Below are 15,246 nucleotides of genomic sequence, written 5' to 3'. Positions count from 1 at the left end.
ATCCTGCTGGTTTGGGCGAGTTGCGATGGCTAGGTTTTGGGGTGGCGACGCGAAGCAAGCGACGACCCAAACCGTAGCTAGCGCCGCGCCCAGACTGGCAGATACAAGCGGAAGGCGGGAAATAGCTCCCTAAAAACGTTGGGTGTCGCAAGCTCCACACCAACCTACTCCGCATCACTTGATAACAAAGTTGAGTCAATATTTAAAACATCCAAATCCCAAACATAAAAAAGGTGAGCCTAAGCCCACCTTTTTACTTCAAAAACAGCTATCTAAAACTATAAGCAATTGCTAGAGGTTTGAGTAGCGAGGAAAACATGCGCAAGCACTACATGTCGTAGGCTCAGCAAGTTTGACGACGCTAATCAAACATCTAGGTTTGCGACTAGCGCAACCAAGCGCGAGCGTTACGGAACATACGCATCCACGCGCCGTCCTCATCCCACGCTTCTGGTTTCCAGCTGTGGTTATACGCTTTTAGGTTACGCTCAGGATGCGGCATCATGATCGTCACACGACCATCAGTGCTACACAGACCCGTGACACCGCCGACCGAACCGTTTGGATTGAGCGGATACGTCTCAGTTGGATGACCTTGGCTATCGACATAACGCATCGCCAGCTGACCGTGTTTTGCCATACCGTCGATTTCGTTGTTGTCTAGTGTGGCATAGCCTTCACCATGCGCCACCGCGATTGGCAAGATACTGTCTTGCATACCTTTGAACAGGATAGACTTGGTACGCTCGACTTTTACGTTGACCGTACGCGCTTCAAAACGCGCCGATTTGTTAGCGACGAAACGTGGGAAGTTTTCCGCACCTGGGATTAGGTCTTTTAACTGCGCCATCATCTGACAGCCGTTACAGACACCTAGTGAGAAGGTATCAGGACGGGCAAAGAAGCGGACAAACTGCATGCGTAGCTCGTCATGGAACAAGATAGAGTTCGCCCAACCAGAGCCAGCGCCCAGTACATCACCATAACTAAAGCCACCACAAGCGACCAGACCGTCGAAGTCACGTAGATTGATACGACCACTGAGTAGATCGCTCATGTGTACATCGACCGCTTCAAAGCCAGCTTGGGTAAAGCCTGCTGCCATTTCTGTCTGACCATTGACGCCTTGCTCGCGGAGGATAGCGACTCTTGGTCTGCTGTTATCAGAATCAGCGCGACTGGCTAAATATGGCTCTTCCACCTTTTGATTCAGATCAAAGTTTGGCGCAGCGATCAGGCCTTTATGGCTCGCGTCGCTAATCAAGTCATACTCTTGCTGTACGCACGCTGGGTTGTCACGGCGGCGAGCGATTTGATAGCTGACTTGAGTCCACGCTTGCTGTAATTCAGCACGGCTAAAGCGTAGAGTGTCATCACCCATGAGCGTTGGTGTTTGGATTAGTAAGCTGTCTTCTTCAGAGCTTTGACCAACAAGGCTGAGCATGTCGCTGACGTTAAATTCTTCTGCCAATTGCATGAGCGCCGCAACGTTTTCTGGCAATACTTGGATAACTGCACCCAGCTCTTCACTGAACAGCTGACCAAGTAGATTGTCGTCATTTAATGACAGCTTGATACCCTGACGGCTGGTAAACTGCATCTCTGCGATAGTCGCTAATAGACCACCATCACCGATATCGTGATAAGCGCTGATGACGCCTTGCGCATTACCCGCTTGGATAAAGTTAAAGAAGTCGATCAAGTCGCTTGGCTGTGCTAGATCTGGGCAATCGTTACCCAATTGGCTAAGCGTTTGCGCAAGGATTGAGCCGCCTAAACGCAATTTACCTTTAGACAAATCAATACGGTAGAACGCGCTATCGCCATTGATTAGTTCAGGGGTTAGCGTTTTTGCCACGTCAACGACAGGGGCAAATGCCGTCACGACCAAACTCATTGGTGAGACGACTGATTTGTCTTGGCTTTCACCGTTCTCGCTATCAGTCCAGTTAGCACGCATCGATAGCGAGTCTTTACCGACTGGGATAGCAATACCCAGTGCTGGGCATAGTTCTTCGCCGATTGCGTGTACCGCATCGAATAGTGCCGCATCTTCTGCATCATCACCGCATGCTGCCATCCAGTTCGCTGACATGGTGATATCAGACAATTGAGCGATACGCGCACCAGCGATGTTAGTAATCGCTTCACCGACTGCTAGACGCGCCGAGGCTTTTGGACTGATAAGCGCAACAGGCGTACGCTCGCCGACACTCATGGCTTCGCCAGTCATTGGCTGACCATCTAGCGCCACTAAGCCAGAAGCAGTCACCGCACAATCTGATACAGGCACTTGATAGCGACCGACATACTGATCACGCACGACCATACCCGTGATAGAACGGTCACCAATGCTAATCAAGAATGATTTGCTAGCGACAGTTGGGTGACGCAATACATCGGTAATTGACTCGGCTAGATTAACGTCATCAAGCTCTAATGCTGGTAACGTGCTCTCGGTACGCTCAAAGCTGCGTTGCATTTTTGGTGTACCGCCGAGCAGTACTTGCATCGGCATATCGACTGGTTGCTCGTCCAACAGCTCATCATCAACGATTAGCTGACGGATATCCGTCGCCTCGCCCAAGATGGCATATGGGCAGCGCTCACGGGCACAGATAGCATCGAACTGATCTTTACTCTCTGGGCGAATCGCCAGCACATAACGCTCTTGCGCTTCGTTTGACCAGATAGCCATTGGTGACATGCCAGCTTCTAATGATGGAATCTTACGCAAGTTCAGATGCGCGCCCATTTCATGATCATTGACCAGCTCTGGCATTGCATTAGACAGACCACCTGCCCCTACATCATGTAGTGAGACAATTGGGTTGCCGTCTTTACTGTTATTACTTACATCGACATCATCACCAGCGAGTGCCCAGCAGCGATCAAGGACTTCTTGGCAACGACGCTCCATCTCAGCGTTATCGCGCTGAACTGAGGCAAAATCCAAACCTTCATCAAGGTCACCACTATCGACTGACGATGCGGCACCGCCGCCCAGACCGATTTGCATCGCAGGGCCACCAAGGACGATGAGCAAATCACCTTTTTGGATGGCATTTTTTCAATCAGGTTGCGTTTGATATTACCGTAACCACCTGCCAACATGATTGGCTTGTGATAGCCGCGCATCTCGCTACCGTCTTTTGCCGCAGAGGTATCTAGCTGAAAACTACGGAAGTAACCGCATAGGTTTGGACGACCAAATTCGTTTGAGAAATTGGCTGAGCCTAATGGCGCTTCGGTCATGATCTCAAGGCTGGTAGCCATACGATCTGGCGTACCATAATCCTGCGTGCTCAATTGACCTGACTGCTCCCACTTTTCGCTAAGCTCTGGGATATGCAGATGTGACACATGGAACCCTGTTAGACCCGCTTTTGGCTTACCGCCACGACCAGTCGCACCTTCGTCACGAATCTCACCGCCAGCACCTGTTGCCGCACCAGAATAAGGGGCAATCGCTGTTGGGTGGTTATGCGTCTCAACTTTCATTAAGATATCGATGTTTTCTTGATGAAAGTCGTAAGGATGGATTGAGTTGGCATCCATCGCGTCAGTTGGAATGGGATAAAAACGCATGCCATCAGACCCTGCCATCACAGCAGCGTTGTCTTTATACGCTGACAAGATACCTTGTGGATTAGACTGATAAGTGTTTTTAATCATTTGGAACAGTGATTTTGGCTGTGTTTCGCCGTCAACTGTCCACTGAGCATTGAAAATCTTATGACGGCAATGCTCTGAGTTGGCCTGTGCAAACATCATCAGCTCAACGTCCGTTGGATTACGCTTTAGCTCATTGACGTATGCATTCATCAGATAGTCGATATCTTCGCTGGATAACGCAAAACCGAATTCTGTATTGGCTGATTCTAGTGCTGACTGACCTTGTCCGATCACATCGATATGATTTAGTGATGCTGGCGATTGATCATCAAACAATTTGCTGACATCGCTCAAGTCATAAACCAAGCTCTGAGTCATACGGTCAAACAATAACTGCTCAGCGTCTACTGGTAGTTTTTCGCCTGCTTCACCGTCTATTTTTTTATCGAGGGTTAACGTATAAACGACAACACGCTCAACACGATTGATCTCGATTTCACAGTTATTAAAGATATCGGTTGCTTTACTTGCCCATGGCGATATCGTACCAAAACGTGGCCCAACGATGACTTGTAGTTGGTTGTCTTGCGGCGCATCTAGCGTTGCTGACTGGTCAACCGCCAGTAAATCTAGCGCTTTTTTATGTTCATCACCAGATAGCTCTCGTGATAGCACATACACTTGCTGTGTACTTATTTGACTGACATTTAGCTCGGTTTTTTGCTGAAACTGACTGATGAGTTGCTGCTTCTGAAAATCGGTAAGAAACGGTTGTCCGGCGATGGTCATCATAAAGGCATAATCCGTAAGATCAAGGCATCTCTGCCATGCTAAGTAAATGGTCTGGGTATTATAACAAGAAGACCTGTAATAAGCAGGTCTAAACCGAGATAAATTGCCGATAAGTTGCGTTCTATCACTACTTATTATTTACTAATCGATAATTCAAAAAAGTATCTTTTTAAGTCGTTTTTGAATTATTCATCGAAAAAATAGAACACTCAAATCTACGCTGTCACAATTTTTACCTAACCTTCATATTCCTTACAAACACTCACATCGCATTACTGGGAACCTATATAAATGTAGGGTCACAACTCGGTATTCTAGTCTCAGTTGTTAAGGCGACGATGACGTTTAACTTTTAGATTTATTTAATAGTTAGACATATCTAGCCTAAAGAAAAATTACTATAAATAATCAACTGTTCAATTCGGCTAATTAAAACAACGCTATATAAGCCCAATTAAAACACTATAAAAAGGACATTTATTATGAGTAGACAAGACCATATCGATAAAGTACAAGAGCTGGTAAAAGAAGTGAAATTTGCCATGATGACCACTCGTACTCACGAAGGCCATTTACATGCCTGCCCAATGACCACTAGCGAGACGAGCATTGGCGCAAAAGAGATTTGGTTTATTGGTGATAAGACTACCGAAACTATCAAAGATATCGAAAAAGATCCACAAGTAAACTTGGCCTATGTCAGTCAAGATTCAAAGGATTATGTCTCAATTAACGGTAAAGCAGAACTGGTCGAAGACCAAGAGAAGTTAGACGAGCTATGGTCGCCAATTTACAATGCGTTTTATGAGCAAGGTAAAGAAGATCCAAATGTCCAATTAATCAAAGTCGTCCCACATGGTGCAGAATACTGGCTAAGCGGTAGCTCAGTAGTCAATATGTTTAAGATGACCACTGCTGCAGTAATGGATGGCAAAAAAGCGACTAACTTAGGTGAAAACAACTCAGTAACGCTATAATTTGTCTGACTTATAGGCAGTAAAAACAAAAACGCCAGTGGCTAATGCGACTGGCGTTTTTATTGTCTAAATTTTATGCTAATTATTTTCGTTTTATGGAATTATCCGCTTTGCTTCAAATAAGGCCAGGCAGCTTTCAAATAAATCATCATCGACCATAGGGTAAGTATCATAGCGGCGACCATTAGTACGTAGCCGATAGTTTCAAGCGACTGCCAGTTAAGCAGTAGTACGGTAATTGCTACCATCTGGAACGTAGTTTTTAGTTTGCCAACATAGGATACCGCAACGCTAGTGCTTTTGCCTAGCTCTGCCATCCATTCGCGTAATGCAGATACCGCGATTTCGCGCGAGATAATGACGATAGCCGCTATCGCCATAATGATATTGGGGTGCCACTGTACCAGAACGATGAGCGCTACAGCTACCATTAATTTATCAGCAACAGGGTCCAAAAAGCGACCAAAGGCTGACATGACATTAAGTTTACGAGCAAAATACCCATCAAGCCAATCGGTAATTGCGGCAATAATAAAGACGCCGGTCAATAATAAATGGCGCAACAAACTATCGCTAAACTCGCTCATCCCAACGCGCGCAATGACATTGTCTGAAATCGCAGGCATACCAATACCCATGGCTGGCGGCCAATAAGCAATCGCGACAAATAGCGGAATCATCAAGATACGCGCAATCGTAAGGTTGTTAGGCAAGTTAAAAATACTCTTGGTATTTTGCGAACTTGGCGGTTCTTCCTGCGTATGCAAATGCGTGCTGTCAGTCATGGCAAACCCAGTTTAATATGAACATAATAATGGCAGATAGCTTAGCATTTTTCGGACAAGGCGTCATGCCATCTCTGCAGCGATTGAGTTATCAAAGGTATCAAGATCGACTAGATGACCTCCTATCGACATAAGCTATTGAAATTACTGGAAGCCTTTATTAATGTTTTCATCATAAAGCTCCGCTACTTACTCTAAATATCAGTACTTCATACCAGTCTTTGCGTCTTTTGGATTTTTACAACGTAATATACTGTAACCAAAACCGCCAGACAGTAATCAATTGCGCTATCATAGCGACTGTACCAGAACACTTGTACACTTAAATCAGTAAATGTTAATAGTTAAATATTTCCACCTATTGTATTTATAATTATTACCCTTATAAATAACAGTAGAGAGCACCAATAATTACAACAACTCTTGACCACGGCCTGTGTAGCTAATACATGACCCGTTTTCCTCAGCCCACAGTACCTCCTCTGTGGGCTTTTTTTGTCCATTAAACTACTGATTTATATGGTTTTTATATTTTTATATAGCGAACTGACCACCAATTTGACCACCATCTGCTCAAAATTTTAATGATTTGACCATCGATAATGATGTGGTCAAGTGGCGATGGTTTAGGAAGCAGGAAAAATACGTAAAAAACCATGGTTGTCAGATTAGCTATACTGAAGCGTGCACCATATTAGTAACGATGTCACTTATGCTTTTCAACTGGATTTTAGTTAACCACACTTAAGAACGCTAATAGATTTGAGAGCCTATTAGATTTTGAAATAGCTGAATGTATAACTTGTTTATTGGACAGTGTTAATTTTTATTAAACTCTTCCTAAATTCGAGAGTAAGATGTAAAACATTCTAATTATGAATATTTCATTAAAAGTGTATTATATCTACTAATGAAATCATTACTATCTAGGAAATAGTTGGGGTAGGCTTCTTCAATTTTATTAACATCATCTACCGATACTAAAACAACATCAAACTGATCACTTCCTTGGTAGATCTGCTCTAATTTCACGTAGTCTTCATTAGCATCGTGTTCATCGTTATACGGCAAGATGGTTGTTTCATGAGTATTTAAATCTAATTGTATTAAATAATATTTTGCTTCAACATTATTTTTAGGTGAAGGGATAGAGTTAAAGCGCCTTAACATTTCAATAACCTGTAACTCTTTGTCTAACTGATTTAGCCTTGCACATACCTCTGCTGGAGTTAACTCTGCATAGGCAGCAACAGTAGCAGCGCCCTCCTCAATCGAAAACAGTACACTTGATAACACAAGAAAATGTAGATATTTTTTATCTCCTTCCCCTGCTTTAAACGAAACATTTTTTAAAGATCCAAGTATTTCTACTACAGTTGCCCATTCATGTTGAATTTTAGTCCGAATTTGCATTTCTAATTTAACATAACTATTTTCATCAGTTTTGCATTTGAATATTTGATGTACTCCTCTATAACCGTCTTCCTTAGGCTCTAAGATATAATTTGTAGTGTGGAAGTCATCAAAAACACATTCAGAATTAACTATTTCACAGTCAGCGTTGTCATATAGAAATTGATTTAAAATACTTATATTAGGTAAAGTAACTCGTATGCCGACTACATCATCCATTTGAGCCAATCTCATTTTTTTCCGTACTACTAACTTGTTGGCTATAGACTCTAATCTTTTAGAACGAGAAGAAACAATACTCTGCTCAAAGATTTGCAAACGGTTTAACTTACTTTCCAATAAAGAAGAAAAGAAACGTAGATAGGGGATATGATTCTCTCTGTACTGTTTAAGTACAAGCAGTGCCTCTCTGAACTCCTCTTCACTTACGGTTCTTATACCAGGAGACTTTAATTCTTCCATATAAGAACGTATGAATTTCCCAGATTTTGTAATGGCACCTTTAGAAATAGAAAAAGAGAGCAACGTTTCTTGATTAACGTCACTCTCTTCAATATCTTTAAAAGTTGTTTTTATATCTAATGTCATAGTTGTACTATCAAACTTTGCCTTCACTCATTTCTTGAAAGTTAATAAGAGTACCGACCTGTCCTTTTGACCATGCGGTTTCTGGTTGATGCGTCATCCAAGACAGCTGAGTGCCACTATAACCACCATAAACATTGATTATTTGTTCTAGAAACTCTGTTACTTGCTTGTCGTTAGGATCAACAGCTTGCAGTTCATTCCACATATCTAAACCTAAAGAACTTATACTACTAGCACCGAACTTTTTAAATTCATGATAGATTTCAGGTAAGACAGGGCCATATTGCCAACGCTCAAAATATCCATCAAACAAAGGTGTTTGATATGATTTTAAATACCATGTTTGAGAAAAAAACATTAACTTTTGCAACTTCATAGGGGTTAAATTATGCAGTTTTCCATAATTTGCTTTTTCAATAAAAGCATTTGCAATAGCAATAGCTGAATATTTCATAATAACCTCCTTAGGTTGATTAGTGAACATTTAGAAGAAAGAGACATTGAGGAAGTTACAACTGGAAGTGCATATATTCTACAATATGCTAAATTATCTAAAGAGTACATTCGGAAAAGGTAAAAGATAGTGCAACTTCAATTCGAAGTAAGTAGATCAAACTAAAACACATCTTCAATTTTTTTAAGCTGTACATTATATCATGAACATGATATAGACAGCTATGGATTTGTAGCTAAAATATTAACAATTAGCGAACATATCCAGTTGTAGCTAGCAAACAAAATATACTCAAAACTGAGACTATTTGTTCACCTAACTGTCCTAATTTTGTCGGATAGCTCAAATAATTTAAAACACAATTTAGAGCTGGGGTAAGCAATCTAAGCAAGCATTGAAGTGTGGTAACACTCGATTAGACCGAGACAAGGATGGTGTGCCATGCGAATCGATATGTCCAGGTGGTTAATTAGTATTGCTGTCTTACCTTTGATTGCATGCTCTCCTGCTCAAGACGACGGTCGTAAGTTCGTTTCTGGCGATGTTGCTGTGCACGAAGTTTTCTGGGCCGTTGATCATAATACGCCCTACCCGTTTACGACATCAGGTGAGATATCTTGTGTCTATTATCCAGAATTTGGCACTGAGGTATATTTTGAACCTGCAGGCTATAGTAGAGACTCATCCATCGGTACGCCGCTTAATAAGGCTGCTGCAGAATCTCTGAATAAGGACGGTCTGATTCCAAATGTGCCTTACAGCATTAAGGAAAGTACTGACTTGAGTGAGGCTATAGAGGTTGGGCTGAAGCTGTGTGAGTAAGTATATGGATAGGTTTGAAAGTTGGTATTAAGAAAGGCTAGATTTAGTGATTGTATTTTTAATAAATTACAACCAAGCATGAACACTACAAAAAATCAATAGAAAGGGATCAGGTTAAGTGGAAAATACAGTTACGATAAACGGCTTGAATGATGTGGTTTCTACGCTGCAAAACTTACTAGCTAGTACCGATACAGAGGTTTCTTATGGTATTGCTATACAAAACCTACCTAATTTCGAACTTTACTTAAAAGGTGAGAAATTCGATAATAGTATTACGCCATCTATTATGAAGGGTATTATTGAACTCCAAAATGCCATATATCGCACATATCTTATTGCAAGATACGGCGCTGATAATTTACAGATGCTTAATGACTATGAGCGCCAAACTTTAGAACTCAAAGTTATTGTTAGGCCGGGAAGCTCGGACATTATTGCTGATTTATGTGGTGTAGCTGTAAAACTATTTGAGTTGATAAGTGGAATGGAAAATAAGCAAAAATATATAATTATTTTAACAGTGCTTGCTATCATAGCTGGCGGTGTTGGATGGCTATATTTTGATTCTTATCTGGGTCACCAAGCTACTAAACTTGAAATAAGTAAGGAAGTAGTGATTGAACGTGAACGCACTAAGCAGCTTTTAGGATCACAACAGAATGTTATAGACGCTGTTCAAGTAGCATTAAAATCTCAACATATAAAAGAGCAAACTGATAGTGACTTGAGCGATGAAGCGGAAGCTGAATCGGAAACTGAGATTAAATCTGACGGCTCACAAAATCCAGAGCTGAACATCACTTCTACCGATACTACTACTAGCAAACCTAAAGATAAAACTGTACATTTCAAGCAACTCCAAGCAGTAGACATGGAGCTTGTAAATACTATTGCACAAGCTAAAGAATCTAACGAAAAGGTTAAGTTAGCTACAGAACGTACAGAAGAATCTATGCGTAAGGTTATGGCTTCTACTGCCAGTGCCGAGTTCGTTAGATTCAATAATCAGTTTGAGGCCTCTGGTTATACTATGCAACAAATAGCATCTGCAGAAAGAGCAGAGTCTGAAGACGTAACTATCAAGAATTTATTTAGAGTGCTCAATATTGATTCTAAGAAAACAGAATTCATGCAGGCAAGGCTTCGACCTACTGATCAATCTTTTCAAGATTTTAATGCAACATTTTCAGACACATCTATCGATCAGGATAAACTAGACAGACTTACAACAGCTTTAACCAGCTATCACCCAATAGATTTATCTGTGACTGCAAAAAAGAAGCGAGGCAAGTTAAACGACGCAATTATTGCACAAGTCAGAGATGTAGATACGACTCAAAGTTTTAAAGAAGAGTCGGACGACGTTATTGAATCATAAACATAATATTTAGCGTATAAAGCCCACCAACTGGTGGGTTTTTATTAGTTTGATATCGGATAAAAACCACCTAATATAAATCTTTTATAATCCAATTTGGGAGGTAGTTTCTCTGGTAGTCATCTATCCAAGTAGTTATCCATACAAACAAGGAAGCAACAAGCAATCCCAATCCGAACAACGTAATTCCCTTCTCTATATAACTAGAGATCATTACTGTTGGACCTACATTTACGTTAGAAGGTGAGTATAAAATACCACTAGTGAACAAAACAGATAAAAGCATAAAAGGCAATGCGTGAACACTACCACGAATGCCAAATAAAATAGTCAGGATAACTCTATCTCTCACCTCATACCCTCCATGACATAACTAATTCATAATATTGTTCATTGACTACAAACCTTTTTAGACTGACTAATCTTGCCATTCTTACAAACAAACTTACCATCTTTGCAATGCGACACACCGCCCATACTTTTAGAGCAAGGATAGTTTTGAGCATTCGCCTGTCCTACTGGCGCCATCATTAACATAGAAATAAAAAGTGCGGACCAAGCTTTCATAAATGACCACCTTAACAATCGAATAATATAAATTGAACGATAGCACTGCAGATAGTTTCTATCAATAATTATTTAACTTATGTTTAGTCGAATTTTCTGGTCTAACTAATTGGTTGGCAAGAAATACCGCTCGTCATGATGACAAACCCTACCATCCAAAAATGGACAGTAATCTTAACTTGCCAGCCTTGCTCACCTTTGAACAAGGCTTAGCAGCTCCTAGCATCCTCAATTTGAGGAAGTCCTGACCATTCACCATCATGGTGAATGCTATCGATTAGCAAGCCTTCCCCATCTTTGGGGAAGGGTCGCATTTGAAATGTGATCCTTGCTATACATCCACCCTCAAATTGAGGGTGGATAATCACACTGCCCAACTTTGAGCAATAGTAGTAACCCATCTTAATCATCCAACCCCCAATGGGGAACATGGTAGTTATAGATGTAGGTGTCCTATATTTTAGGACACCTTGTATTCCCCATTCATCAGTGGTGATTGGACTTATTCATTCAATACTCGAGCTGATGCAAAAATCGGCTGGCATGTTAATGCTGACTAATAGGTTTTAATGGCCCTGCTCAACGTTGAGCAGGGGTCCCTTCAATTTCATAAGTTTATAGGTAATTGATTTTAAAGCAAAGCTCAAAATTGAGTTGGCTGTGCAAAGTTATGCTTGAATAGTTGCAACTTGTTCCAATATGTCAACGGGACGTTCCTGCGACGTTCTAGCTTTTTGATGTTTAAAAAATATGGATCAGCTGGTCATACGAGGCGTCCTCACAACTGAGGACATTTTAGATACTATTAAGAGAAAGCCTCAAGTCTGGGTGAGTCGACTTAGCTATCATTAAGCGGGCCTACCTCCTTGGGTATTCGTCATTAAGTCGTAAACTCCGTAATCCGTGCCTTCCAGCGCAAACGGATTATTTGCTGTAAAGAAGAACTTATTAAGATAGATCAACCGAAACGCTACTCAGATTTGTGGTGGTTTCGTCCAGACAAGCAATTAGATGATACAGTTTTTTATCGTACATAATAGTAGGTATCTGTCGGTATTGAATAGATAGGTAAATCATTTTTGAATTATCATTAGTATCAAGCATTTAGGGGTTAGGTGCGCCAGATGGTAAGCCTTAATAGTGAAAAAACCTTACCGCAACCTCAACTTGAGGGTAGGATTAATTATTAGTGTTAGCAATGGAAAGCCTCATCATTGGGTGTCTAACTTCTTGGGGAGACTCTCGCTTTTTGCCAGTCGAAAGTGTGGTGTTGACCGTTCATCGTGACGATGGACCCCTTAAAATTTAACATCCTCAATTTGAGGTGGTCGCTTATACTGACAAGGGTAGTTTGATAAGAAGAATAGATGATCCATTTTTGGATCATGATTGATATCATGTACTTAGATAATAGGGTGTTAACTTCTTTACACCCTAATACGTTCAGATTTGAGCGAAGCTATTCGACACGGTCTTAGGAGCTATAGTCAGTTAAGCAGGCGTAGGTAAGTGTTGATAAGGGGAGAAACGATGGCTAAAAAGCTATGGAAGGACGTCACTGAAGACGAAAAAATAAAGATGAAGCAGTTTGTTATTGATAATCCACCAGACACACCACTGACGCCTGAGTATGCTGCGAGCTACTTAGGTGTATCAACGGCAACCCTGCAAAAGATGCGCTGTGAAGATACTAATGGCATACCCTTCTTTAAACCTAGCCATAGATGCGTTGTTTACTACAAGCGTGATTTAGATGAGCATCTAACAAGCCAGCCCGCCTATCGTTGCACTTCAGAATATAGATAACCATCTGTTAGTGAATAATCATTGGCTAGCAAGCAAGCTCTGCACAGTAATATAACAGTTGGCATGATTTGCTTAAGCAAGAATGATGATCTCTATATTAATAAGGTGAAGAAGTGATTGAATTTACGAGAAGTGGCGACCGATATCTTTATTGGGGGCGACTCTATTCTCTTTAACAAAACGCGCAATCTCTTGACTGCACTGATTCACGACTTCCATGGCTGGGTCTTTTTTATCTTCTTTGTAATTGTCCCTTGGTGTTTACCTTAACTGTATAGGGCCGCAATTTGAGACTCCATTTCTTCGTCACTTAAATCTCTGTTACTTATGATTGCAAGGACTTCAGGGTCTGAGAAGTTCACCTCTTTTTTAGGTAGGTTAATAAACTCACCAGTGTCTTGATCGTAGATGATTGATGGGTTTTTCTTAACACCGCCCAAGCCACCTGGTATTGGTGACTCACCTGTCTGAGTAATAACCAATGGTTTACTCTTCTTATCAGGCGTGCCTTTTAGCGATTGAATTTGTTTGGCGATAGCGCTTCTATCTTCATCACTTTGTGCGGCATCAAACTTCTCATACAGCGCGTTAAGCTGCTTGGGTGCAAAGTTTGCAACGTCAGAATTGTTTTGCTCAATATCCAAGCGACGACTGGCCAAGCTGTTTGCCTGCTGCTGCTGCTCAGCGGTTTGCTGAAACTTGCCAGCATCAAAACCAAGCTGTGCGTTCATTCGATTGTTGCTGCCAAACTCGCCTAGAGCCGCACGCTGATTAGCCCCATCTTGCGACATCTGTGCTTGTGTTAACTGGCTTGCCGCACCTAGCTGAGCGCCATACTGATCGTTTCTGTACTTATCATTAGCACCAACAATGCCAGCGCGTAGCTCCATTTGCTTAGCGGTCAACTGGCCGTTTTGCGAACCCTTGTAGGCGGTACTGGCGTCACGCAGTAATGCTTCGCGTTCTTGGCGCTCTGACATGGTTCGACGCGGTGCGTTTGGCATACGAAAACCAAATCCACCGTTGCTAATAGTGTTTTTCATTGGCGGAGGGTTATTAACTGGATCAAACCCTAGCTGTACTGGTGCGTTATTGGTTTGCGGTGGCTGGTCGGTATAAGTATTGGCGATTGGATCGGCTGGTTCGGACTGCTTGCTAGCATAGACCGACGGATAATCTTTTTGATTCCACTTGTCCTCGCCATTACTAGGTTTGCCAATCATAGGGAACTTTAGGCTCATACCTAAATCTTGCATCTGCTCTGTAATTCCATCCTTACCAGCTTGAGACATAGCTTGTCTGGGAGCTTGATAAGTGCTCTTTAACTTCCCCATTTCATCAGCAACATTGTTTAGCTCTCTACTAACCCTACCGCCGCTTATTAAGTCGGCACCATTCATCGCCAAGGGCATTCCACGGAACGCAATCTGTCCTGCGTCAATAGCTGTATCAGTAAGGGCTGATGTTGAACGTCCCTGCGTGCTTGGCTGTGCTGATCTTTGATAAGCGCCTAACTTGGGTGGCTTGGACTGCATATTAGCCACAGCATTAGGTTGCTCTCTTGCAGGTAGGCTCAGTATTTCTTTAATATCCTGTCGAGCTTGCTGTGTGTTGGCAGTACGGTTATTCCTTTGATTTATTTCCGATTGACGTTTGGCCGCAAGAGCTTGATTGCGTTCTTGTGCAGCTTGCTGTGTTGCCATCTGCGGAGACCGTTGAGTTAGCGACTGGCTTTGATTCTGAACTGGTGCTTGTTGTCGAGCCTGTTGAGTAAGTCGCCCTGAACCAAGCAAGCCACCTTGACCTGCTTTGGCACCAAAACCTAGGTTTGTTCTGTTGTTGTCGAATTGCTCGCGACGTTTCTTTCTTTCTTCTTCTGAAGACTGTAACCCTGAAAGCGCACCAAGAGACATGATATTACTCACTAATTGAATGATTATGAGTACAGTATGAGCAATATTGCGTGATACTTAAAACCTTATAGAGGTGCTGATAAAGTGCTCTAAAAGGGGTTCTTCTGAAGGTTTTACAAAACTCAATTTTGAG

Annotated in this window: 10 protein-coding genes and 1 pseudogene; 5 read left to right on the top strand and 6 right to left on the bottom strand. The window is 42.0% G+C overall.

Annotated features, from left to right (window positions below; genetic code table 11):
• Positions 1-385: 385 nt before the first annotated feature.
• Positions 386-4,407, bottom strand: a pseudogene (purL, locus tag ACOBWA_RS01310) (phosphoribosylformylglycinamidine synthase).
• Positions 4,408-4,889: 482 nt separating this feature from the next.
• Between purL and ACOBWA_RS01305 the strand changes: the two are divergent.
• The gene (locus ACOBWA_RS01305) at positions 4,890-5,384 is read left to right on the top strand and encodes a pyridoxamine 5'-phosphate oxidase family protein (RefSeq protein WP_057758090.1); all 495 of its coding nucleotides are present in this window, start codon (positions 4,890-4,892) and stop codon (positions 5,382-5,384) included.
• 101 nt (positions 5,385-5,485) lie between these two features.
• Here ACOBWA_RS01305 and pgsA read toward each other — a convergent pair whose 3' ends face one another.
• From pgsA to ACOBWA_RS01290, 3 genes are all read right to left on the bottom strand, one after another.
• Positions 5,486-6,169 carry a CDP-diacylglycerol--glycerol-3-phosphate 3-phosphatidyltransferase gene (gene pgsA / locus ACOBWA_RS01300; RefSeq protein WP_420229998.1) on the bottom strand — a complete coding sequence of 228 codons (684 nt, stop codon included), beginning with the start codon at positions 6,167-6,169 and terminating at the stop codon, positions 5,486-5,488.
• Between the two features lie 873 nt (positions 6,170-7,042).
• The gene (locus ACOBWA_RS01295; RefSeq protein WP_420229997.1) at positions 7,043-8,170 is read right to left on the bottom strand and encodes a RelA/SpoT domain-containing protein; all 1,128 of its coding nucleotides are present in this window, start codon (positions 8,168-8,170) and stop codon (positions 7,043-7,045) included.
• Positions 8,171-8,180: 10 nt separating this feature from the next.
• Complete coding sequence (locus tag ACOBWA_RS01290; RefSeq protein WP_420229996.1) at positions 8,181-8,624, bottom strand: Panacea domain-containing protein; 444 nt, start codon at positions 8,622-8,624, stop codon at positions 8,181-8,183.
• Positions 8,625-9,018: 394 nt separating this feature from the next.
• Here ACOBWA_RS01290 and ACOBWA_RS01285 point away from each other — a divergent pair, with 394 nt between their 5' ends.
• From ACOBWA_RS01285 to ACOBWA_RS01275, 3 genes are all read left to right on the top strand, one after another.
• Positions 9,019-9,093 carry an excalibur calcium-binding domain-containing protein gene (locus ACOBWA_RS01285; RefSeq protein WP_420230694.1) on the top strand — a complete coding sequence of 25 codons (75 nt, stop codon included), beginning with the start codon at positions 9,019-9,021 and terminating at the stop codon, positions 9,091-9,093.
• Positions 9,066-9,446, top strand: coding sequence for a hypothetical protein (locus tag ACOBWA_RS01280; protein WP_420229995.1), 381 nt, complete (start codon positions 9,066-9,068; stop codon positions 9,444-9,446). The genes ACOBWA_RS01285 and ACOBWA_RS01280 overlap by 28 nt, the downstream gene beginning before the upstream one ends.
• A 118-nt stretch (positions 9,447-9,564) precedes the next feature.
• Positions 9,565-10,827 (top strand): hypothetical protein, encoded by a 1,263-nt coding sequence (locus ACOBWA_RS01275; RefSeq protein ID WP_420229994.1) that lies wholly within the window; start codon positions 9,565-9,567, stop codon positions 10,825-10,827.
• A gap of 390 nt (positions 10,828-11,217) precedes the next feature.
• Here the strand turns inward: ACOBWA_RS01275 and ACOBWA_RS01270 are convergent, their stop codons facing one another.
• Positions 11,218-11,394, bottom strand: a complete 177-nt coding sequence (locus ACOBWA_RS01270; protein ID WP_420229993.1) for a hypothetical protein — start codon at positions 11,392-11,394, stop codon at positions 11,218-11,220.
• A 1,530-nt stretch (positions 11,395-12,924) separates the two neighbouring features.
• Between ACOBWA_RS01270 and ACOBWA_RS01265 the strand changes: the two genes are divergently transcribed.
• Positions 12,925-13,200 carry a helix-turn-helix domain-containing protein gene (locus ACOBWA_RS01265; protein WP_420229992.1) on the top strand — a complete coding sequence of 92 codons (276 nt, stop codon included), beginning with the start codon at positions 12,925-12,927 and terminating at the stop codon, positions 13,198-13,200.
• Between the two features lie 266 nt (positions 13,201-13,466).
• Here the strand turns inward: ACOBWA_RS01265 and ACOBWA_RS01260 are convergent, their stop codons facing one another.
• The gene (locus ACOBWA_RS01260; protein ID WP_420229991.1) at positions 13,467-15,113 is read right to left on the bottom strand and encodes a hypothetical protein; all 1,647 of its coding nucleotides are present in this window, start codon (positions 15,111-15,113) and stop codon (positions 13,467-13,469) included.
• Positions 15,114-15,246 lie beyond the last annotated feature (133 nt).

Source organism: Psychrobacter sp. ER1 (assembly GCF_048631835.1).
Classification (GTDB): domain Bacteria; phylum Pseudomonadota; class Gammaproteobacteria; order Pseudomonadales; family Moraxellaceae; genus Psychrobacter.
The sequence above is the reverse complement of the archived record's forward strand: the minus strand, read 5'-3'. Positions and strand labels throughout refer to the sequence as shown.

Coding starts and splice junctions, on each gene's coding strand:
- pgsA (WP_420229998.1), bottom strand. CDS start 6,169: ATGACTGACAGCACGCATTTGCATACGCAGGAAGAACCGCCAAGTTCG.
- ACOBWA_RS01265 (WP_420229992.1), top strand. CDS start 12,925: ATGGCTAAAAAGCTATGGAAGGACGTCACTGAAGACGAAAAAATAAAG.
- ACOBWA_RS01305 (WP_057758090.1), top strand. CDS start 4,890: ATGAGTAGACAAGACCATATCGATAAAGTACAAGAGCTGGTAAAAGAA.
- ACOBWA_RS01290 (WP_420229996.1), bottom strand. CDS start 8,624: ATGAAATATTCAGCTATTGCTATTGCAAATGCTTTTATTGAAAAAGCA.
- ACOBWA_RS01260 (WP_420229991.1), bottom strand. CDS start 15,113: ATGTCTCTTGGTGCGCTTTCAGGGTTACAGTCTTCAGAAGAAGAAAGA.
- ACOBWA_RS01295 (WP_420229997.1), bottom strand. CDS start 8,170: ATGACATTAGATATAAAAACAACTTTTAAAGATATTGAAGAGAGTGAC.
- ACOBWA_RS01280 (WP_420229995.1), top strand. CDS start 9,066: ATGCGAATCGATATGTCCAGGTGGTTAATTAGTATTGCTGTCTTACCT.
- ACOBWA_RS01270 (WP_420229993.1), bottom strand. CDS start 11,394: ATGAAAGCTTGGTCCGCACTTTTTATTTCTATGTTAATGATGGCGCCA.